This window comes from Paenibacillus sp. HWE-109 (genome assembly GCF_022163125.1).
Lineage (GTDB): Bacteria > Bacillota > Bacilli > Paenibacillales > NBRC-103111 > Paenibacillus_E.
Window position 1 is genome coordinate 9,021,584 of the sequence record NZ_CP091881.1, and the last position, 19,840, is coordinate 9,041,423.

The 19,840-nt window shown below is 45.0% G+C and carries 17 protein-coding genes; 14 read left to right on the plus strand and 3 right to left on the minus strand.

Features of this window, described 5'->3' with window-relative positions; translation table 11 throughout:
- Positions 1-372: 372 nt before the first annotated feature.
- The 5 genes from LOZ80_RS38855 (at position 373) to LOZ80_RS38875 (ending at position 3,572) form a co-directional block, all read left to right on the plus strand.
- Complete coding sequence (locus tag LOZ80_RS38855; RefSeq protein WP_238169472.1) at positions 373-726, plus strand: hypothetical protein; 354 nt, start codon at positions 373-375, stop codon at positions 724-726.
- A gap of 295 nt (positions 727-1,021) precedes the next feature.
- A complete protein-coding gene (locus LOZ80_RS38860) occupies positions 1,022-1,423 on the plus strand; it encodes a hypothetical protein (protein WP_238169473.1) in 402 nt (133 codons plus the stop codon).
- Positions 1,424-1,528: 105 nt separating this feature from the next.
- Complete coding sequence (locus tag LOZ80_RS38865) at positions 1,529-2,092, plus strand: MarR family winged helix-turn-helix transcriptional regulator (RefSeq protein WP_238169474.1); 564 nt, start codon at positions 1,529-1,531, stop codon at positions 2,090-2,092.
- Between the two features lie 107 nt (positions 2,093-2,199).
- Entirely contained in the window at positions 2,200-2,703 is a 504-nt protein-coding gene (locus LOZ80_RS38870; RefSeq protein ID WP_238169475.1) for a hypothetical protein, read from the plus strand.
- A 2-nt stretch (positions 2,704-2,705) separates the two neighbouring features.
- A complete protein-coding gene (locus LOZ80_RS38875) occupies positions 2,706-3,572 on the plus strand; it encodes an SDR family oxidoreductase (protein WP_238169476.1) in 867 nt (288 codons plus the stop codon).
- Positions 3,573-3,694: 122 nt separating this feature from the next.
- On the opposite strand, the gene LOZ80_RS38880 is transcribed toward LOZ80_RS38875, so the two are convergent.
- Positions 3,695-5,464: a sensor histidine kinase gene (locus tag LOZ80_RS38880; RefSeq protein ID WP_238169477.1), complete on the minus strand. Its 1,770-nt coding sequence runs from the start codon at positions 5,462-5,464 to the stop codon at positions 3,695-3,697.
- On the minus strand, positions 5,461-6,195 hold the full coding sequence (locus LOZ80_RS38885; protein WP_238169478.1) for a response regulator transcription factor: 735 nt from the start codon (positions 6,193-6,195) through the stop codon (positions 5,461-5,463). The genes LOZ80_RS38880 and LOZ80_RS38885 overlap by 4 nt, the downstream gene beginning before the upstream one ends.
- A 130-nt stretch (positions 6,196-6,325) precedes the next feature.
- On the opposite strand from LOZ80_RS38885, the gene LOZ80_RS38890 reads away from it, so the two are divergent.
- The 7 genes from LOZ80_RS38890 (at position 6,326) to LOZ80_RS38920 (ending at position 14,313) form a co-directional block, all read left to right on the plus strand.
- Positions 6,326-6,592: a TraB/GumN family protein gene (locus tag LOZ80_RS38890; RefSeq protein WP_238169479.1), complete on the plus strand. Its 267-nt coding sequence runs from the start codon at positions 6,326-6,328 to the stop codon at positions 6,590-6,592.
- An 89-nt stretch (positions 6,593-6,681) separates the two neighbouring features.
- Positions 6,682-6,993 carry a YbjQ family protein gene (locus LOZ80_RS38895; protein ID WP_238169480.1) on the plus strand — a complete coding sequence of 104 codons (312 nt, stop codon included), beginning with the start codon at positions 6,682-6,684 and terminating at the stop codon, positions 6,991-6,993.
- 535 nt (positions 6,994-7,528) lie between these two features.
- Positions 7,529-9,322, plus strand: a complete 1,794-nt coding sequence (locus LOZ80_RS38900; protein WP_238169481.1) for a cache domain-containing sensor histidine kinase — start codon at positions 7,529-7,531, stop codon at positions 9,320-9,322.
- Positions 9,323-9,335: 13 nt separating this feature from the next.
- Positions 9,336-10,424, plus strand: coding sequence for a response regulator (locus LOZ80_RS38905; protein ID WP_238169482.1), 1,089 nt, complete (start codon positions 9,336-9,338; stop codon positions 10,422-10,424).
- A 513-nt stretch (positions 10,425-10,937) separates the two neighbouring features.
- Positions 10,938-11,795, plus strand: a complete 858-nt coding sequence (locus LOZ80_RS38910; RefSeq protein ID WP_238173232.1) for an ABC transporter permease — start codon at positions 10,938-10,940, stop codon at positions 11,793-11,795.
- 10 nt (positions 11,796-11,805) lie between these two features.
- A complete protein-coding gene (locus LOZ80_RS38915) occupies positions 11,806-12,684 on the plus strand; it encodes a carbohydrate ABC transporter permease (RefSeq protein ID WP_238169483.1) in 879 nt (292 codons plus the stop codon).
- Positions 12,685-12,744: 60 nt separating this feature from the next.
- A complete protein-coding gene (locus tag LOZ80_RS38920; RefSeq protein WP_238169484.1) occupies positions 12,745-14,313 on the plus strand; it encodes an extracellular solute-binding protein in 1,569 nt (522 codons plus the stop codon).
- Between the two features lie 63 nt (positions 14,314-14,376).
- Here LOZ80_RS38920 and LOZ80_RS38925 read toward each other — a convergent pair whose 3' ends face one another.
- Complete coding sequence (locus tag LOZ80_RS38925; protein ID WP_238169485.1) at positions 14,377-14,544, minus strand: hypothetical protein; 168 nt, start codon at positions 14,542-14,544, stop codon at positions 14,377-14,379.
- A 61-nt stretch (positions 14,545-14,605) separates the two neighbouring features.
- Between LOZ80_RS38925 and LOZ80_RS38930 the strand changes: the two genes are divergently transcribed.
- Together LOZ80_RS38930 and LOZ80_RS38935 are read left to right on the plus strand one after the other, a co-directional pair.
- Complete coding sequence (locus tag LOZ80_RS38930) at positions 14,606-18,880, plus strand: polysaccharide lyase family 8 super-sandwich domain-containing protein (protein WP_238169486.1); 4,275 nt, start codon at positions 14,606-14,608, stop codon at positions 18,878-18,880.
- Between the two features lie 164 nt (positions 18,881-19,044).
- Positions 19,045-19,833 carry a response regulator transcription factor gene (locus tag LOZ80_RS38935; RefSeq protein ID WP_238169487.1) on the plus strand — a complete coding sequence of 263 codons (789 nt, stop codon included), beginning with the start codon at positions 19,045-19,047 and terminating at the stop codon, positions 19,831-19,833.
- The last annotated feature ends 7 nt before the right edge of the window (positions 19,834-19,840 follow it).

The following is a 19,840-nucleotide window of genomic DNA, read 5'->3' on the forward strand; positions in this document are numbered from 1 at the left end:
CGGATACGTTGAAGTCGGATATTAGAAAAACAGGCTGCCAGCATATTAGGCAGCCTATTCAAGTAAAGGGCAGATTACTTTGGCAGGTAGGAGAATCTATACTTTTATAGAATTAACAATTACAGTAATTTTAAAGGACCACTTTTTTTAAAAAAGGGAACTTTTGAAATTTCTGTCGTCTGGGATGAGGATAGTAAAAGTTCGATTTCTGAAGAGGAAATGGCCAACTATGACTAAAATTTGGGAATTAAGATACTTTAATTAGCAATGAAATGTAAGTAGAATAGTACAGGAGCAAAAAAGTAAACATCGTCGATTAATTACATGTGGGAACATTAGTTCTGATATACTGAGGAAAAGGAGAAATGTAGCATGGGAGTTTCTGTTTATTACACTTGTTTGAGAAACTATAACCTTACCAACAGTGAGGAGCAAGAGATAACGGCCATCATTGATAAATACAATGCGGGTTTTGAAATGAAGGATATTGGAGAAACATTTTGTGTTTATGACTATGATCAGGATGAACCAACAGTGATCTTTGCAGGTTCAACAAAGTTACCCTTTTCAGATGATTTTGAAGATACATTGCATGCGCTGTTTTATTGGTTGACCTGTTTGACGGATATTAGAAGAAGTATTTCTAATGGGGATTGGCATGTGCATCTAGATGATACGGATGCCATTTGGGATGAGGATACAGGTTGGCAAATGCCAGAAGATTAATACTCGTATCCCCAAGAAGAATCAACGAATTGCTATCACAGGGATGGAAAGTTGTTAGTCAAAGTTCTAATGGGAGGTGGAGAGGGGAATACGGTCCATTCTCTCGTAATTCTTGAAAAATAGCTATATTACGCTATTGAATACCGATAGTGAAGGAGCTTGCTTCGCGGCAGCTCTTTTTGTTCATTCAAGTAACGGGCATGATAATTGGTATCCTGAATATTTACAGTTTTGTTAGGTTTGTAGTTTCGGATCTCATGAGAAATAAATAAGACTGTCGAAAAAAGGTGCAAATATGAAAATAAAAAAACGATCTATATTTATGCTAATTGGAGTATTCTTTTTGATGATACTAGTCTTTATAGGAATTAATTGGTTGAGAAATATAATAGATCAATTCCAAAATTTTTCAGTAACAATAAAGAACAAATCAGACTATGATATTGTTTCAATAGAGACTGGAATAATAAAAGGGGCTTCAAATGATATTTATACCGAGAAAATTATGAGTGGTGAAACCAGGGAAATTAACCCTATATTAAATTTAAAAGGAGAAGGTGCAATATATATTAAATATACCGATTCAAGAGGAGCTACCAAAGAAGAGACTGTATGTGGTTATACAGAATATCTATCGGGAAATTCAAAGGTGACAATTAGTAATGATAAAGTAACTATTGAACAAAATTGTATGTAAAATTTTAAGTGTTTATTGATCCAAGGATATCTTCTAAAGGGGACGGAGATCAGGACAGGAAAAAAATGTATTGACACAAAAATAATTAGGTGCCATACTATATATATGAACAACAACAATAACCTAACAAATGACATGAATGCTATTCCCTCGCTTGTACAATCCAAGCGCCAGATTGATCGCTATAACCTAGACATAGACGCACAAGCTATACTCGTCGCGTCTAGGCTAATGGCAGCGGGAGCCAGGCTTGGTCATGCTTCGGAGATTCATTTCTCTAGATTCGGTTTATCAACAGGGCGATATCGTTTATTGGCAGACCTTGAAGATAACGAAGGAGAAGAGTTGCCTTCGCAGTTAGCGGAGCATCTAGGTGTTACACGTGCTACAGTGACTGGTCTTATCGACATTCTTGAGCGAGATGGCCTAGTATCGCGACGATCAAGCTCAGAAGATGGCCGTCAGAAATCCGTTATATTGACAGAGCAAGGAGCGAAGAAGCTCCGTGAAATGGCACCTGAGCATTTCACTCGGCTGGAAGCCATGGTGGGCTTACTCAGTATCGAGGAGCGCAGTGTTTTTCTCGACCTGCTAGGCCGAGTTACACAAGGCATCTCAGCACTTACGGACGAACCAAGTGAACCAAAGCAACACATCAGTAATGAGTAGAATGGGCTAGTGAAGCTAGCCTATTTTTACCCTCATATAGTTAGGTTCCTAATTATATCTAACTGAAGCAAGCGCTGAACGATTTAAAAGAAGAAAGGAGCAACTAAATGAACAAAATGGAATACCCGAATCAGACAGATGGTGTTTACGAAATCAAGTCTGCTGGTTCTGGCGCAAAGACTTTTGTGCTGTGGCGTGAAATTTTAATGGCCTATGTTTCTCCTGCCATCATGGCAGGTATTGGGGGATTGGTTACTGCCGACAAGGGGCTCCAAATAGGGGCATTGACCACAATTGGCGGAACATCGGCCTTGGTGGCTTGGATGCTTGGCCTTTGGCTGCGCAGCCGAGGAGGCCAAAAACGGTGGATCATCGGTGCACCTCACTTGGTTGTGGTTGGGCTGTTCGCGTTGACGGGAGCAATGTTTGGCCTATTCGCCGCATGGGCAACATCTGGTTTACTAGAAATTATGATTCCCAGCAATGACCTAGCCTGGGTCGGTCGCGTCTGGATCGATTTCCCATTGTCTGGCTTCATAGCAAGCACGATAGTGATATGGCGGTGGCGTCTTGCCGCCACAACAAATTTTTCATCCAAAAGGAGAAGATAAAAATGATAGTTATTATTGGAGCAACAGGTACGATAGGCAGTGCGCTTTTGGAACGATTGGTTGATCTTGGTGTACCCGCTAGAGCGTTGAGCAGAGAGCCTGAGAAGTTGCGTGATCAGATCGGAGATAAAGGCCGGTCGATTATTGAGGTCGCATCGGCTGATGCTTCCGACCCCGAATCGCTGCGCCGTGCGTTTAAAGGAGCCAGTCAGCTCTTCCTTGCCATGTCCAACAGTCCAAGACAAATCGAATTGGAAACTTCGATCATTCAGATTGCTGCCGAAGCTGGAATCAAACACATCGTAAAGATATCCAGTCCTGCCTTTGAGATAAGCTCTCCAGTGGCAGTGGCGGGCTGGCATCAAGAAATCGAGAAAGTGCTGAGCGAATCGGGCCTCATTCACACCGTGTTGCGCCCTTATGCGTTCATGCAAAACTTGTTGCGCCTTGCACCAACGATCACAACCCAAAATGTTTTCTTCGGCTCCATGGGCCACTCACCCTGTAACTTCATTGACTGTCGCGATATCGCAGATGTTGCGGCAGAAGTTCTGATCAACCGCGAGGTATCAGGCCAAATATATACACTTACCGGTTCGGAGATTTTCAGCTATCCGCAGATCGCGAGTCAACTATCCACTCTGCTTCATCGGTCGATAAGCTACATCAACATGGACCCGCCAGTACTGCTCCGCAATCTAATCGAGCACGGGCATATGCCTACTTGGCTTGCGAACCACGTTGTGGAAATTCAAACTATGTCTACGGTGGTGCCAGAAAGTCCTAATGACACTGTGAAACGCTTGCTTGGCAGAGCGCCCCGCACGCTAAGCGCCTTCCTGCATGAGTATGTAGAAAATTTCCGGTAGAGGCTGAGCCCACCTATTTTGAAAATTGTGTCACTTAAAAGGCTACTCCTCCATCATTCAGTGATGTGAAGAGTAGCCCTCTTTAACTTGATTTTTGGGATTCCATTGAACCCCGATGCGGCTCACAGCCTTGATACATCGGGATTTTTGGCGTATGCGGGCAGCAGGATCTCAATTTTCGTGCCTTGCCACACTTTGGATTGGACCTGGATTTCGCCGCCGTGCGCTTCCACGATGGTTTTGGCGATGCTCATCCCGAGCCCGGAGCCTTCTGTTGATTCCTCGGTATTCGTTCCCCGGTAGTAGCGATTGAACAAATGATGCAGCGTTTCTTCGTCCATCCCTTTGCCATTATCGATTACGCGTATGCATGCCATGTCGTTCATCCTGCCGACAGATATGGTGATGATCACGCCAGGCGGGTTATGCTTCACGGCGTTGGACAGCAAATTGTCCATCAGCCGCAGCAGCCAGGTTTCATCGGCCTGTATCAGTAAGGGACACTCTTCTCCAACATAGTGAAACTGATACTCAGACATCATGGTGTCGTTGACGTACTTCAGTACGGAGCAGCGGACCAGCTCTATCAAGTCGATTTCCCGAACCTTCATGATCGAATCGCCCTGCTTGAGCTGATGAATCAACGAAAAGTCGGAGATCAGCTCGAGCATATAATCCCCTTTCTCCCGAATCGTCGCGCCCATGATCCGCATCTCCTCATGGCTCCATTGCTCAGGCAAGCTCTCCAGCATATACCCATAACCTTGAATTGTGGCCAAGGGCGTGCGCAGATCGTGAGAGATTCCTGACATCCACTCTGCTTGCGCCTTCTCCAGCCGCTCCCGTTCCTTCTCGGTCTGAGTCAATTGATGAGTCATCTGGTAGAAGGATTCGATCACTTCCTTATAGAGTCTGTAGCTGATTCGCAACGTGCCATTGCGGCGGAATACCTTGCGTACGTCCTTGGCGGTCAGTACCTGGTCGTATTGTCCCTTGCGCATACGATCGAACCAGCCTGCGAACAGAATCAGCGGCTGACCGTAGCGGTAGCCGTGCCAGATGGAGATCGGCAGCGCCAACAGCAGGATAAGTCCTGCAAACCAGACGAGTGCGCGCGTTGCCGTTTCCATCACAGGATGCTTAAGAGGGGTTCCCGCTGCGTGGGTTGTATAGAGGATCCAGGTCATTCTGCTCAGTTGGTCCCGATGGGTGACAATATTCGTGTCATAGTTGCTGGGAGATTGCTGGATGGCCAGGATATCCAGCGGTCGATATGCCTTCTGCACATATGCTTCATCGCCGATGCTTTGTACGATCTGGCTTTCGGGATTGATCACCTGCAGATAGCTGCCGCTTTGGCGAAGCCGCTGGTCCAAGAGGGGAACCTCCTCGCTACGCACGATTCCATGCTGTCCGTAAGTGTCGAACCAAGCCACGAGCTGGTCAAGGTCAGAATTTTGGTAGCCCAACATATATAGAAGCGGCTCCTGAAAAGAAAAATTCAGCTGAGTGTGTACGGCAAATGTCTCAAACGTCCGTGTCTCCTGAATATCGAGCAGTTGAGCGATGGAGTAGGAGGCTGGTAGCGCATAATGCGGAGTTGTATTGACGGTGTAGATCACCGCTCCTTCGGCACTGACAACCTGCAGCCACATTCCTTTCTCCTTGATAAGCTTCTCCCACTCGGGGGAGATCTGAATCGTCCCGCCTTTGTAAGTAGCTTCTTGAGCGATCTGTTGCAGGGCGCCAACCGGAAAGTTCCGGCGTATCTCATTACTCGTCATGTTCTGGAAAAATAGGATGCAGGCAACCAGCGTAATGGCCAATATCAGCAGGGCGTAGAAAATCAATTGATACGTGAAATGGAAGGCCATGCGCCGCTGGATCTTCATCGCTCCTGTGGCTCCTTCACCAGCTTGTAGCCGAGTCCGCGTACGGTAAGCAGCAGCTTCGGGTTGCCGGGGTCGATCTCGATCCGCTCCCGGATACGCCGGATATGCACCATTACGGTCGAGTCATCGCCCTGTCCGTTGATCCCCCAAACCTTGTCGTAGAGCTGTGTTCTGGAGAATACGATACCGGGAAACTTGCAGAAGTGCAGCAGCAGCTGGAAGACCTGCGCTGGGCAAGGAATAGGCTGCCCAGCTACAATCAGTTCGCCCTCCGCCTCGTTGAGGGTGAAGCGGCCGAATCGGTAAACGCCCGGTTCGTTCCCCCTCACGGGACTGGCTGAGGGAGCTTCCGACTCCAGACGGCGTATACGCGCCAGAATTCTCGCGGCCACCTCTAGGGGATTGAAGGGCTTCGTAATATAATCGTCCCCGCCCATGGCGAATCCCCGCAGGACATCAAGATCGGAAGCTTTGGCTGTCAGAAACAAAATATGCGGATTCCCGTATTCGCGGAGCTTGGAGCAGAGTTCCAGGCCGCTGCCGTCGGGAAGCATAATGTCGAGCAGGACGACATCGGGGGCTTCACGCTTCGCTAAATTGAGAGCTTCGGCGCAGGTAGAAGCCGCGTACAGCTGATGAAACCCTTCCCTGCGAAGCACCATTTGCAGCATAGTGACAATCGAGGGCTCGTCGTCGACGATTGCGATTTTAATATCAGATAGACTTGTCATCGTGTTCACCCTTTTCCATTTCCATAGTAGCATACTCACATGAACAGAACCTAAACGGAGGGAGCAAAATTAAGCTGAAGTTTATCTATCCGTTTAGGTTCTGTTTCATTGGGGCTGGTAGGATAGGGATGTGAAAACGATTCGGAGCGCCCCGGACCTTGCCTGGAACCAGTCTCTGCGCGAGATTACCCTTACCGCCAAGCAGCAATTGAGTGAAAGCCGCGGCTTTCTGTGGAAGGTAGAGAATAAAGGCAACACGGTGTATCTGCTTGGTTCAATCCATTACGTACTTGAAGGCATGTACCCGCTGCGTCGGGAGATTGAGAAGGCGTTCCAAGCTGCTGATTATTTGGGCGTAGAGTTGGAATGCTGCATACGCTGGGCAACCAGGGGATAGTTCCATTGCTGGAGAAGGAAGGCTTCACGGTAGAAAGACAGTAGCACAAGCGTATCACCAATAGTAAGGCCAATTGAGGAGGATAATATATGATTATAACTACTACATCAACTATTGAAGGTTCCCCAATCAAACAATATCTGGGTATTGTCACCGACGAAGTCATTATGGGAGCCAACGTATTCAGAGACTTTAAGGCTTCAATTACCGATCTCGTAGGAGGGCGCTCGCGCGCTTACGAAGGCAAACTTCAGGAAGCGAGAGATGCGGCATTGGCTGAGATGACCCAGCAAGCTGCGGGGATGGGAGCAAATGGGATTGTCGGAGTCGATATTGATTACGAAGTCATTCGCGATGGCATGCTGATGGTCGCCGTAAGTGGGACGGCCGTGATCGTGTAAGCCACCTTACCGATGCCACTATGTTTCAGGTAGCGGCATTTTTATTCGACATCGTCCATGAAAGGGAATATAATCCAGTGAAATGCCGTCAAAGTGTTAATAGGTTTTGTCGCTAATGAGAGGCTGATTTCTCAAGGCGGCGAAGCCTTTTTCTTTAAGCATCTAATGAACTGTAGGATGCTTATCGACGAGAAAATGGCTGCTTTGGAAATCTAATGAACTGGATTAGCGTTACCCGGTACTTTATTGGCCGAATAGTTATCAAATACTAGCAATAGCGCATCTGGCATTCATTAGATTTTCAGAATGAGCGATTTTGGCCGAATAAAGGGTATTGAGTTCGTAAGGAGGCTTGCGAAGGTGTGTGGACTTGAAGACCTAGCCGCAGGCTAGGTTTTTTAGCCTTAACAGTTATCTGACTTGGTTAACTAGGTTCCGTCTATTAAACTCTGGTGATGGGAAGAAATATTTGGTAACATTAAATCTTGACAAGGGAGTCTGAAAGCGCAAACATTTTTTCGGGGAGGAAATGAGCATGATTCAAGCGATCCGGAGTTCATTGGAATGGAAGCTCATTCTCATTATCTTTGCCATTATTTTTATGACGGTAACCGGGATCAGCACATTCAGCTTCATTAGAAGCTCAGAGGCGATCAATAATGATGTGGTGCGTTTCAGTAACCAGATTCTGAAGCAAGCCAACCTGAACTTGGGCCGATATTTAAAGGATAATGAACAGTTCTTTCATACGATTAGCGGAAGCAGAGAGTTCCAGGATTGGTTAAAGACTAGGCTCGATGATAAATATGATCTCTTCGATAGCTACCAAAAAATAGAAAAGACATGGATTACCCCCTTTACCACCTATCATCCAGAAACTTTGTCCATCAAGTTGTACAACGAGAATGGGAACGAGAGCACCTATCGGAACGAATATATGTGGGAATCCATTCTGGCACCTTACTATTCGATGAAGCATGAATCGTGGCTGGAAAGTATGGATCTGACGGGGAAGATTTCACGCTATTATGCGATGAATGATCAGTACACTGACAAAGCAGGGAATTCGATGAGAATCCCTATTTTAACTTATGCACAGAAGTTTCGCTTTGCCGAGCAAACCGGTTATTTGGCGATCGATGTTTCCCTTCTGGCTACACAGCAAATATTAAATGAAATCCAGCTGGGCGAGAACGGGCTTGGCATGATTATTGATCAATTTGGAACGATTGTATCCTACCCCGACCCTGGGCAAATCAATACAAAGCTGGATCCAGCCATTTTTATGAACATCAGCTCCAACCTCTCGGGCTCCTATTACAGCGCAAAATCGAAACAAATGATCGTTTATCAAACAATCACAGGCACCGACTGGAAAGTTATTGTTATTGTACCCTACGGAGATTTGGCTAAAAGCATAGCGAATATTCGCCATTTGACGATAACGCTTACAAGTGGAGGGCTGTTAATTGCTTCGATTTTTGCTTATTTAATTTCTCATTCCATCACTCGAAGGCTCAAACAGCTGCGCAGGACGATCAAAATGACGAAATTGGATCAATTCGATGTCCGTGCCCAGGTGAGCGGTATTGATGAAGTGGCCGAGCTTGCTTCAGCCTATAATCTACTTCTGGATCGAATAGAAAATTCCATTCTTCAGCTCGCTGAGACCCGTCTTGTCCAGCAGCATGCTGTATTATCTGCCTTACAATCTCAGATTAATTCCCATTTTTTGTATAATGCACTGGAATCGATCAATTCTATGGCTCATTTGGCCGGACAACCAGATATTCAACAGACGACGATCGCATTGTCCAACATGCTGCGGTACACATCCAATTATCAGCAGACGATTGTTACCGTAAATGATGAGTTTGACCACTTGAAAAATTACTTTTTTATCATTCGCATCTTGTACGGTGAAAATATATCGTTAAGTCTTGAACAAGATGTATCCGTCCAGGATGCGCAATGTCTTAAAGCTATCATTCAACCATTTGTTGAAAACAGTGTTAAACATGCTTATGAAGTGACAGGGGATCGTTTATTGATTAGGATTTCGACGACACGCTGGAAGGAACGATACGTCCAAATCGTCATTGAGGATAACGGGATCGGATTTACCGACGAAAGGCTGAATATGATTCAGCAGGCTTTGAGCATGGGGCAGACGGAGCAAGATTACATGCGTTTTTCCCGAGTCGGTGTGCTGAACGTTCACTATCGGTTGAAAATGTTTTATACGGAGCCGGAAACAGGCGTTTCTGTAGAGCGATTAATGCCAGAAGGCGGGGCGCGTATTATCATTCGTTTCCCGTATCGATCCTAAGAGGGGGTATAACATGATTCGAGTGCTTATTGTAGATGATTCCATGCTAATATGCAGCAGCTTGTCTAAATCTGTATCGGAGTATAACGACACAACGGTCGTTTCGGGAACGGCTTCAAACGGTGTTAAGGCGTTGGAATGGCTAGAAGACTATTATGCGGATTTGTGCATTACGGATATCCGAATGCCAGCCATGGATGGATTAGAGTTGATCGAACATATCAATCGGCTATATCCCTGGATGAAGTGCATGGTCGTTTCCAGCTACGACGATTTCCAATATGCGCAACGCAGCATTAAGCTCTACGCGCTGGACTATATTCTGAAACCCATTGATCCGCGAGCCTTTCATGAGTCTTTGAGCTCGGCGACGGATCGTATTATACAGGAACGAAATCACGAGGCTGCCCAATTGATTTTGCGCAAACTGCCTATGAATCGATCTTGGATGGAACGATGGATCGAACATATCCAAACGCTGCGGATTGAAATGATGCCGCTGCTCATTGTGGAAACGCTTGAATTATTGGAAGGATGGGCGGCAGGAAACTACTATTTGTTGAATGCGCTCTCCAATCTATGGCTGCAAACCGTCATCGAAGAGATGGCGAAGGATAAGCTTCGACTGGAGTTGGATGAGGGCAAGGATTTGGGGCTTGGGGAAAATCTGCTGTCCTTTCCTGTCATTCGCAGTTATTTTCGCCTATGCGCAGTCAGGAGACTGGAAGAAGGGGCCAATTGCCTGATGGCCGTCATGCGCGGCATCCGTGACAATCAGTCCAGTAAGGTTGTGGATACGATGAAACAATATATTCAAATCCATTATGGAGAAAAGATCAATTTGCAGGATTTGGCCGACATCGTTTCGCACAATAAAACGTATATGTGCACCTTATTCAAGCAGGAAACGAACATGACCGTTTGGCAATATATTGTTGCGGAACGGATGAATCATTCGCGTGACTTATTGCTGAACTCACCATTAAAAGTGTACGAAATCGCAAATCGTGTTGGCTACGAGGACGTCGACTATTTCACGAAATTATTCAAAAAACATTTCGGCTTGAATCCGCTTGATTTCAAAAAGCGAATGGAATCATAATTTTCCCACACACCGAACGGTGTGTCTTTTTTTATATAAGACTTTATATGTTTTGGAGTGAACGTGGAGTTACTCCAGCTGCCTCGCGCGAAGGTAAGGGAACTACAGTCCGCTATTCCAGCGAAAAGTGACCTTATCGCGAGCCAGAGGGAACTACAGTCCGCTATATTGCTGTTTCATGGGAAATTCAGCGCTTGTTGTGGAAATAAGACCCTGTAGTTCCGTTATGACCCTCGCAACCCTGCTATTTGCCAAAATAGCGTCCTCTAGTTCCCTTAACAGGTTTTGTCGCTACTAAGAGGCTGATCTCTTAGGGCGGCAAAGCCGTTTTTCTTAGACAAATAGGATAACCGCAATAAGGAAAATAAACACCCGAATATCGTCAGGTATAAACGAAAGCTTATCCTGTATTAGGAAAGTTTCCAGTCCCTTATAATAAATTCAGACAGATAGAGAAAGGAGTGGAATGGCTTGAATAAAAGGTACCTAAGGAGAAATCATCCGTTGTACGTTATGTTGTTGCCGGGAATTTTGTATTTTGTTATTTTCAAATACATTCCATTACTCGGAAGTGTAATTGCGTTCCAGGATTACAATATTTACAAAGGATTCCTACAGAGCGATTGGGTTGGATTTCAATGGTTCGAGCAGTTGGTGACGTTTCCACAATTTAAACGATTAATCGGGAATACGATCATTTTAAGCTTTTATCAAATTATATTTGCGTTTCCTGCTCCCATTTTGCTGGCTTGTTTGTTGAATGAGTTGAGAAATATCGGTCTTAAACGTATGGTCCAAACGTTGCTTTACTTGCCTCACTTTCTATCCTGGACGATCGTATACGGCTTAGTATATATGATGTTCTCCAGCCAGACAGGTTTAGTTAACCATGTGTTGACATGGTCAGGACATGAGCCCATCAGTTTCCTGCAAATGCCGGAATATTTCCGCACATTGCTTATCGGTTCAGGCATCTGGAAGGAGATGGGGTGGAGTACAATTATCTTCTTGGCAGCCTTGGCGGGGATAAGTCCTTCCTACTATGAGGCAGCGAGAATTGATGGGGCAGGGCGATGGAAGCAATTCGTGCATGTAACATTTCCGGGACTTTTGCCTGCAATTGTTATTCTGCTGCTGCTCAAAATCGGCAGCGTGCTGGAAGTTGGCTTCGAGCAAGTTTATTTATTCTTAAACCCAGCTACGCTCAGGGTAGGTGAAGTGTTGGATACTTATGCTTATCGGCAAGGTATCTTAGCGGGTCAGTACAGCATCACAACCGCGATAGGGCTGTTCAAATCGATTATCGGCTTCACACTCTTAATCATGGCCAATCGAATTAGTAAAGCAGTTTCTGGGGAAGGGTTATACTAGGTGGTCCTATATGAAAATTAGAAAATCATTAGGTGAAAAAGTGTTCGATTTCACTAACGTCAGTTTTCTCACCCTGATTACAGTTGCAGCAATGCTCCCGATCCTTTACGTTGTCGCAGGCTCGTTCAGTTCCTCGAACGCCCTTATTCATAATAGAGTCACATTATGGCCGGTGGAAGCGACCTTTGATAATTTCAAACTTGTAGTAAACAATAGCACATTTTGGAAGTCAGGCTGGATGACAGTCCAAATCGTATTCCTAGGCACCTTGATCAATATGGTACTAACGATGATTACGGCATATCCCTTATCGAAGATGGATTTAAAAGGAAGAAAGTTTTTTATGCTGCTAATCATTTTTACAATGATTTTTCAAGCCCCGATCATACCGACGTATTTGCTTGTGAAAAACTTGTATCTGTTAAACTCCATATGGGCTTTAGTCCTGCCTGGTGCCATTAGCGCTTTCAATATGATTTTGTGTATTACGTTTTTTCGTACGGTTCCCGACGATTTATTCGATGCTGCTCGCGTAGACGGGATGAGCGAATACAGCATGGTATGGCGTATAGTGGTACCATTGTCCATGCCAATTGTCATGACGCTGCTTTTATTTTATGCAGTGGGCCATTGGAATAACTATTTTGGACCGCTCTTGTTTATTAACGACCGAAATAAACAAACGCTGCAAATGTATCTTTACTCGCTAATTGCAAATGGGGATTCGGACTCGACAGCGGGTGCAGCTGCAGAATCCGGCATCAAGCTTTCTCCGGTCGCCATCCAAATGGCCACGATTGTACTAGCTACCGTGCCTGTTGTACTGATTTATCCCTTTTTGCAGAAGCATTTTGTTAAAGGAGCTTTACTTGGTTCTGTGAAGGAATAACTGAATATTTAGACTTCTGTCTTTATAGATAATCAAGGAATCCTAGGGAGGAATAGAAAAATGAGCTTCGAAAAGAAATGGGGCAATACGCTTTACCTATCGATGTCTGCTATCGTGCTCCTGTCCGCGTGTTCATCGGGTAATGAGAGCAGCCGCTCAAGCGCAACTCCGAATCAAACAAGTACGCAAGCAAGCGTTTCAGCCACGCCGGGTACTCCAGCGGCACCGGTCAAAATTCGTGTATTCGAAACAGATAACAACCAACCGGTTCCAGGCGGTAAGATGATGGATGACCCCACGATTAAATATTTGGCGCAAAAAACGAATACGGATCTGGATTGGGTATTCCTTCCGCATGGTCAGTTCGGGGACCAGGTTAGAATTAAATTTGCCAGTGGCGATATCCCTGATGTCGTCCAATCATGGGGCATTAATTATGAATTGCTGAAGAACAATCAAGTTATCCCCTTAAACGATTACATTAATAAATACGGCTCCAATCTCAAAAAGGCAATATCGCAAGCCGCATGGGACGAGGTCACGATTGATGGGAAAATCTTGGCGATTCCAGAAGGACAGATAGGGAATAAAGTTCTTTATGTCCGTAAAGATTGGATGGATAAGGTTGGCATTACCACCCCGCCCAAAACGCCTGATGAATTGTTGACGATGCTGCGGGCATTCCGCGATAAGGATCCGAATGGCAACGGCAAAAAAGATGAGATGCCGTTCTCCGGTCGTGAAAAGCTCGATTGGGTTGACAATGTAATTACCATGTTCGGTGCAGATTATTTCGCGCGTGTAGTCGTTAATGGCGAGGTAGTGCCAGGACTCGTTAGCCCTAATATGAAGCAAGCGCTTGGATTTCTGCGGACATTGGTTGAAGAGAAGCTGATTGATAGCGAGTTTCTGACAAATAAACGGAATGTCTGGGAGCAGAAGATCCAGAATAATTTGGTAGGTGCTTGGGTGCATGCACCTTCGCTTAGCTGGGATTGGCAGGATAAGTTGAACAAATCTCTTCCGGGTATGGGAGCGAATGTCATTGCAATTCCAACTCCGAAAGCACCGGGTGTAGAGAGCTCAGGTACACTGATTCGCGCATCTAATAAATCGTTTATGATCACAAAAGCAGCGAAAGATCCGGCTGCGATCGTGAAAATGCTCGATTGGCTCGCTAGTCAGGAAGGACAGGAGTTTGTTAATTTTGGCATACCGAATGTAACGTACAAGAAGGATGGCGACAAAATTAACTATGACAGTAAAAAAGATGCCGATGATAAAACGGTGCTTTGGCGGTTTAACTCCTTTAATTTGGTCGCGACCAACAAAGATATTATGGAAATTCAATTGGGCAGCAAGGAAGCTGCTGACAAAATGGATTCAACTTATAAAGTCGCCGCTGCGGAAGGAATTAAGAATATTATTGCCGGTATCCCTCCTTCAACTGCCACACCGAAACCTGAATTGGAATGGAACGGCACACTTTTCCAAGAAGCGGCAGCTCAGATCCTACTTGGCAAACAACCATTAGATTACTTTGATACTTTTGTCAAGCAATGGAGAGCCCAAGCCGGTACTGAAAATATCAAATATGAAACCGACTATTATAACAGTAAGAAAAAATAATGCGTAATAGAGCAATAATCGTATAGGTAAAGCGGAAGGCGGAAGTAAGGGTGATCGTGAGTATCATACCCAATTTGCTCTTCCGTCTTTCTTTTTCTCCAGCGTATGCAGGCAAGAAGGAATGTTGAAAGGGGGGAAATCATATGTCGAAGCTGTCCATTGTTTGTTTTGAAAGCGCATTCTTACATTTTGCGGCTGGATAATACTTGTTCCGTTTTGTGATACTCTCATTTCGGTTACCTTCTATTTAAAATTTTTTGAAATTTATCTTGAGAGAGATGGTGGTTTGGTTATGTGGAATAGGCATAAGCAGAAAGTGGCTGTGTTCTTGATGGTAACGCTCTTATTATCCATTTTTAGCCAAGTAGGATTGCGTAGCGCAAGTGCGACCGATGCGTATGACGATTTAAGAGTAAAGTATCAGGCGACCTTAACCGGAGGTTCCGGCTATAACACCTCGGATCCCGATGTCGCGTATAAAGTCAATTTGTTGGGGCAAACCAGCTGGGGAACATTGAACAAAGCACCAGGCAGACTTTATTTATGGATTGATCTCTATGATCCCAACGATATCGGCAAACCTTTATATCTTACGCAAAACTATGTTCGAATCAAAGAGATGGCTATCGCTTACAAAAGCGTTGGCTCCAGCTTATACGGTAATCAGACGCTTAAAACCGATATCCTTGATGCCTTGGAATGGATGCATTTGAATAGGTACAACGAAACGGTATATCCGGCAACCTCATGGGCATTGTGGTACGATTTGGAGATAGGAACTCCTATTCAGCTCTCGGATGCTGTTATATTAATGTACGATGAATTGATAGCTACTCCAGAAAGAATTACGAAATATATGAATATGATTCAACATTTCTCACCCGATAATACCAAAATAGAGATGCATAATGAGGGTGTACCGAGGGCAGAAAATACAGGAACCAACCGCGTGTGGAAAGCGTCCTATCTGGCCGTGCAGGGAATTATTCTGAAATCGAATACGATGCTGTCGGCTGCAAGAGACGCTTTGTCACAAGTCATGGACTATGTGACAACAGGTGATGGATTTTATCAGGACGGCTCTTTCGTGATGCATGGTAATTTTGCCTATAATGGAGGTTATGGAGCGGCTCTCATCCAGGATGTATCGAATATCTTAAATTTACTAGGAGGTTCAGAGTGGTATCCTACCTATAGCGGCATAAACAATGTCTATAAATGGGTATACGACTCGTATGAGCCATTTATCTACAAAGGTGCCCTGATGGATATGATCAGAGGCCGGGAAATTGCGAGAAATTATTATCAAGACCAGGTTTCAGGGCATAAAGTTATGGGAGGTATATTGCGATTGTCGCAGTCAGCACCACCCGCAGATAGCTTGAGAATGAAAGCCATGGTGAAGTATTGGATGCAGCAGAATAGCTTGAGTGGTTTCTACAAAGATCTAGATTTAAATACGATGCTGCTGGCGAAGTCTGTGCTCAATGATTCAAATATCATTCCTAGAGGAGAAAAGGTTCTAACGAAAGTGTATGCGGGTATGGACAGAGCTGTCCATCTGAAACCTGGCTTCGGCTTCGGGGTTAGCATGTCGTCTAGCCGAATTGCGAATTATGAATCCGTTCTTTCACCGTTAGGGGATCACAGAAGGGGATGGTATACAGGCGAGGGAATGACTTATCTATATAATAATGATCTCAATCAATACACAGATTTTTGGCCAACTGTAAACCTATACCGTTTGCCTGGTACCACAGTGGATACGATGACCAGGGCTGATAATTCCAATACGAATTATTTAAGTCCCAATGCATGGACGGGGGGTAGCGAGCTTCTTAATCAATATGCGGCAGTGGGCATGGATTTGAAAGCTGTGAACAACACGCTTAAAGCAAAAAAATCCTGGTTTATGTTTGACGATGAAATCGTCGCCCTCGGCAGTGGTATTAACAGCACAGACAATCGGAAAATTGAAACGACCATTGAGAATAGGATGCTGAATAAAGCGACCACTTCCAAAAGTATCGATATAGATTCTCCTGCTTCAACGCCAATCGCAAACGAGCCTCTGCGTCAGAAAGTGTATGCAGTAACTGACAGCAGCAACGACGGCAATGTGGCGTTGAATACATTGGACAATAATTTGGATTCCAGATGGACTTCCTTGGGCGACAATCAATGGATCCAGTATGACCTTGGCAAATCGCAGCCCATTGGTTATTTGGGCATTAACTTCCTGAGTCAGGCATCCCGAGCAACTACATTCGATATTCAGGTATCGAACGATAATTCCGTATGGACCAATGTATATAGCGGAAGTTCTATTGTTGGAGGAACATCTGCTGATATTAAGGTCTACGATTTTGCTGATGTGCAGGCAAGATATGTGAAAATTATCGGACATGGAAACACGGCTAATCAATTTAACCACATTGTAGAGGTGCAAATTTATGCGCCCAATTCGCAGGGGAACGTTATTATTCCGCTTGCTGTTGCTCCTTTGAATGCGTTGTCTACAACCAACAATACGGAAACAATGGACTCCGATATTACGACTTATTATTCTTCCGTGGGTGACGGGCAATCGCTCATCTATGATCTCGGCAGCAATGTTCAGGTGGGTTATGCGGGATTAAGCTTCTTCGAGGGGCTTACTCATCATTATTCATTTGATATTCAGACGTCGACAAATGCCACGACATGGACTACCGTATTCAGCGGCCAGAATAGTGTGTTAACCTCTGAAATTCGGGCCTATGACTTCCCGGATACGACTGCGAGGTATATGAAGATTGTATTCCACGGGAATAATATGGATCTGGCAAATCGACTTTCCGAGATCCAATTCTATGCGCCGAACTCACTTGGAGCTGTATTAAATCCTGTACATCATAATGTTCCCAAATACAATGGCGATGAACAGCTTGTGGTCAATGGCGTCACGAAGCCATCTGGACTCGGCTGGGCTGAGGACATGACGAATGTTTCATCCGTTTATTTGGAAGGCACAGGCGGATACTATTTCCCTCAACCTGCTTCAATTAAAGGTTTGAGAGAAGCGAGAAAAGGCAATTGGCAATCAATTGGCAACACGGGCCTTGGCACAATTACCAAGAAATATCTGACGCTCTGGTATGACCATGGCAGCAACCCGGTGAATAAGGATTATTCCTACGTGCTGCTTCCGAACAAAACATCGCAGCAAACGACAGCTTACAGCAGCAATCCGGATATAGAAGTCCTTTCGAATACTACGAATGTGCAAGCGGTGAAAGATAAAGTCCTAGGCATCACAGGAGCAAATTTCTGGGCTGCAGATATGGTTGGAGATGTGATATCCTACAACCCGTCTTCCATGATGCTTAAGGAGCAGGCAGGCGTACTGGATTTAGCTGTTTCCGATCCGACACACAAGCAGAGCAAGCTAATCTATGAAATTGCCAAAACGGGTGTTTCCGTTGTTCAAAAGGATTCGACAGTAACGATCCTGCAATTAAGTCCTACCATAAAGTTTGAGGTGGACACACAAGCTAAGGACGGGATCAGTCATAAAGTGTCCATTCAGTACGATCCTTCAGCAGCGCCTCTATCCACGATAACTGTGGTTGATGATGTGTATAATTATACGAATATGTTCTATCATACGCCTAATGTTTATTTTAACACTAGCAATCCTGCTCAGACGGGTGGGGATGCATCTCGATTGGTTAGATCTAAAAATACGAATGAATATTTGGTCTATAAGTCATTTATGAATATGGATATAGACAAATTCGATGTGGACACCTGGTTTTTACCCAGTGAGGCGATCACAGACTTTCAATTTTTATCATCACCGGATAATATAACGTATTCTCAAATTACGCCCATCAGGTCAACAGTGCTTAACGTACCAGGAGTCTGGAATAAAGTCAGCTATAATGAATCGTTGCCGATAGGCAGCAAGTTCTTGAAAATCATCTATTTGCACAATTCGGTCAATGCTTGGAATCCGCAACTTGGTAAAGTTTCGATTACGAGTAAAACAGGAGCACCTGTTACGCCAACACCAACACCAACACCGACGCCGACGCCAACGCCAACGCCAACGCCAACGCCAGCTGGACCCACTAATGTGGCATTGAATAAGACAGGAATAACAGCCAGTTCAAATGCCCAGAATCGATCACGCCTTACGGACGGAGACAAGAACACAGCTAATTTCATAGATATGTATACCAACACGGCCAACTGGATTCAGGTAGACCTCGAGGCGAGTTATGATATTAACGATATTAAATTGTGGCACTATCTCACAGCCGGTAGGATGTACCATGATGTAGTCGTACAAGTGTCGAATGACCCTACATTTGCGACGAAGACAACGGTTTTCAACAATGATACGGATAATAGTGCCGGGCAAGGGATAGGAACAGACGCAGAATATGCGGAAACCAGCACCGGAAAGGATATTCCGTTTGCTACAACGAATGCAAGGTATGTACGGTTGTGGGTGAATGGAAGTACACTCAATGCGTACAGCCATTATGTGGAACTTGAAGTTTGGGCTCCTCCAGCGCCTTAACCAACGCCACAGCAATGCCGCCATCACCAGCTAAAACAAGAAGCCCATCCAAACTTGAGATGGGCTTTTTGTGTGTTCACAACATTCTTTATAACAAAAGGTTAGATTATTGGTATTATTGTCATAATAGTGTGGGTGATTCTACTCATAAGGAGGAGGTCTACATGTCTATAACACCGATAAGTGTACTGATCATTGATGATGAATTGCCGCTAAGACAAGAACTCCGGTCTATGCCATGGCCTTCATTTGGAGCTGAACTGGTCGGAGAAGCGGAGAATGGGGAAGAGGCTTTGGAGCTGTGCAAGGTCTTGGAGCCTGATCTGGTTATCTCGGATATCACCATGCCCATCATGGATGGATTGGAATTGTTTCGCATTGTTAAAAAAAGATTTCCACTCATCCAATTCGTGCTGTTAACCTGTCATAGCGACTTTCATTATGCGCAAGAAGCTCTGAAACTTGGGGCTCTGGACTATTTTACGAAGCTATCGTTCGATGAAGCGGACATGAAGACAGCGATTGAAAAGGCGAGAGCCGCGATTAGACGTGACACTGATTTAAGGGATTATGAACAGGAACGGACACGCCGGGAGTTGTCCAACCCCCAAAAGTCAGCAACAAGTGACGAACGGAAGATTCGAAAAGATGTCCAGCTGGCGCAAAAAATTATCGTGAGCAAGCTGGGAGATCCGATTACGCTGACCTCCGTTGCGGACGAGGTTGGGCTGAGCTCGTACTACCTCAGCCGTCTGTTCCGGGAAGAAACGGGTGAATCCTTCAACGATTATGTCACGCGGATACGCATGGAGAAGGCTGTGAACTTGCTTCAGAATACGCAGCTTAAAGTGTACGAAGTGGCCGAGCAGGTAGGTATTCCCAGCTATCGTTATTTTTCGCAGCTTTTCCGAAATTGGACCGGGGTAGCACCAACAGATTATAAAAAGGGTTGATGACAAT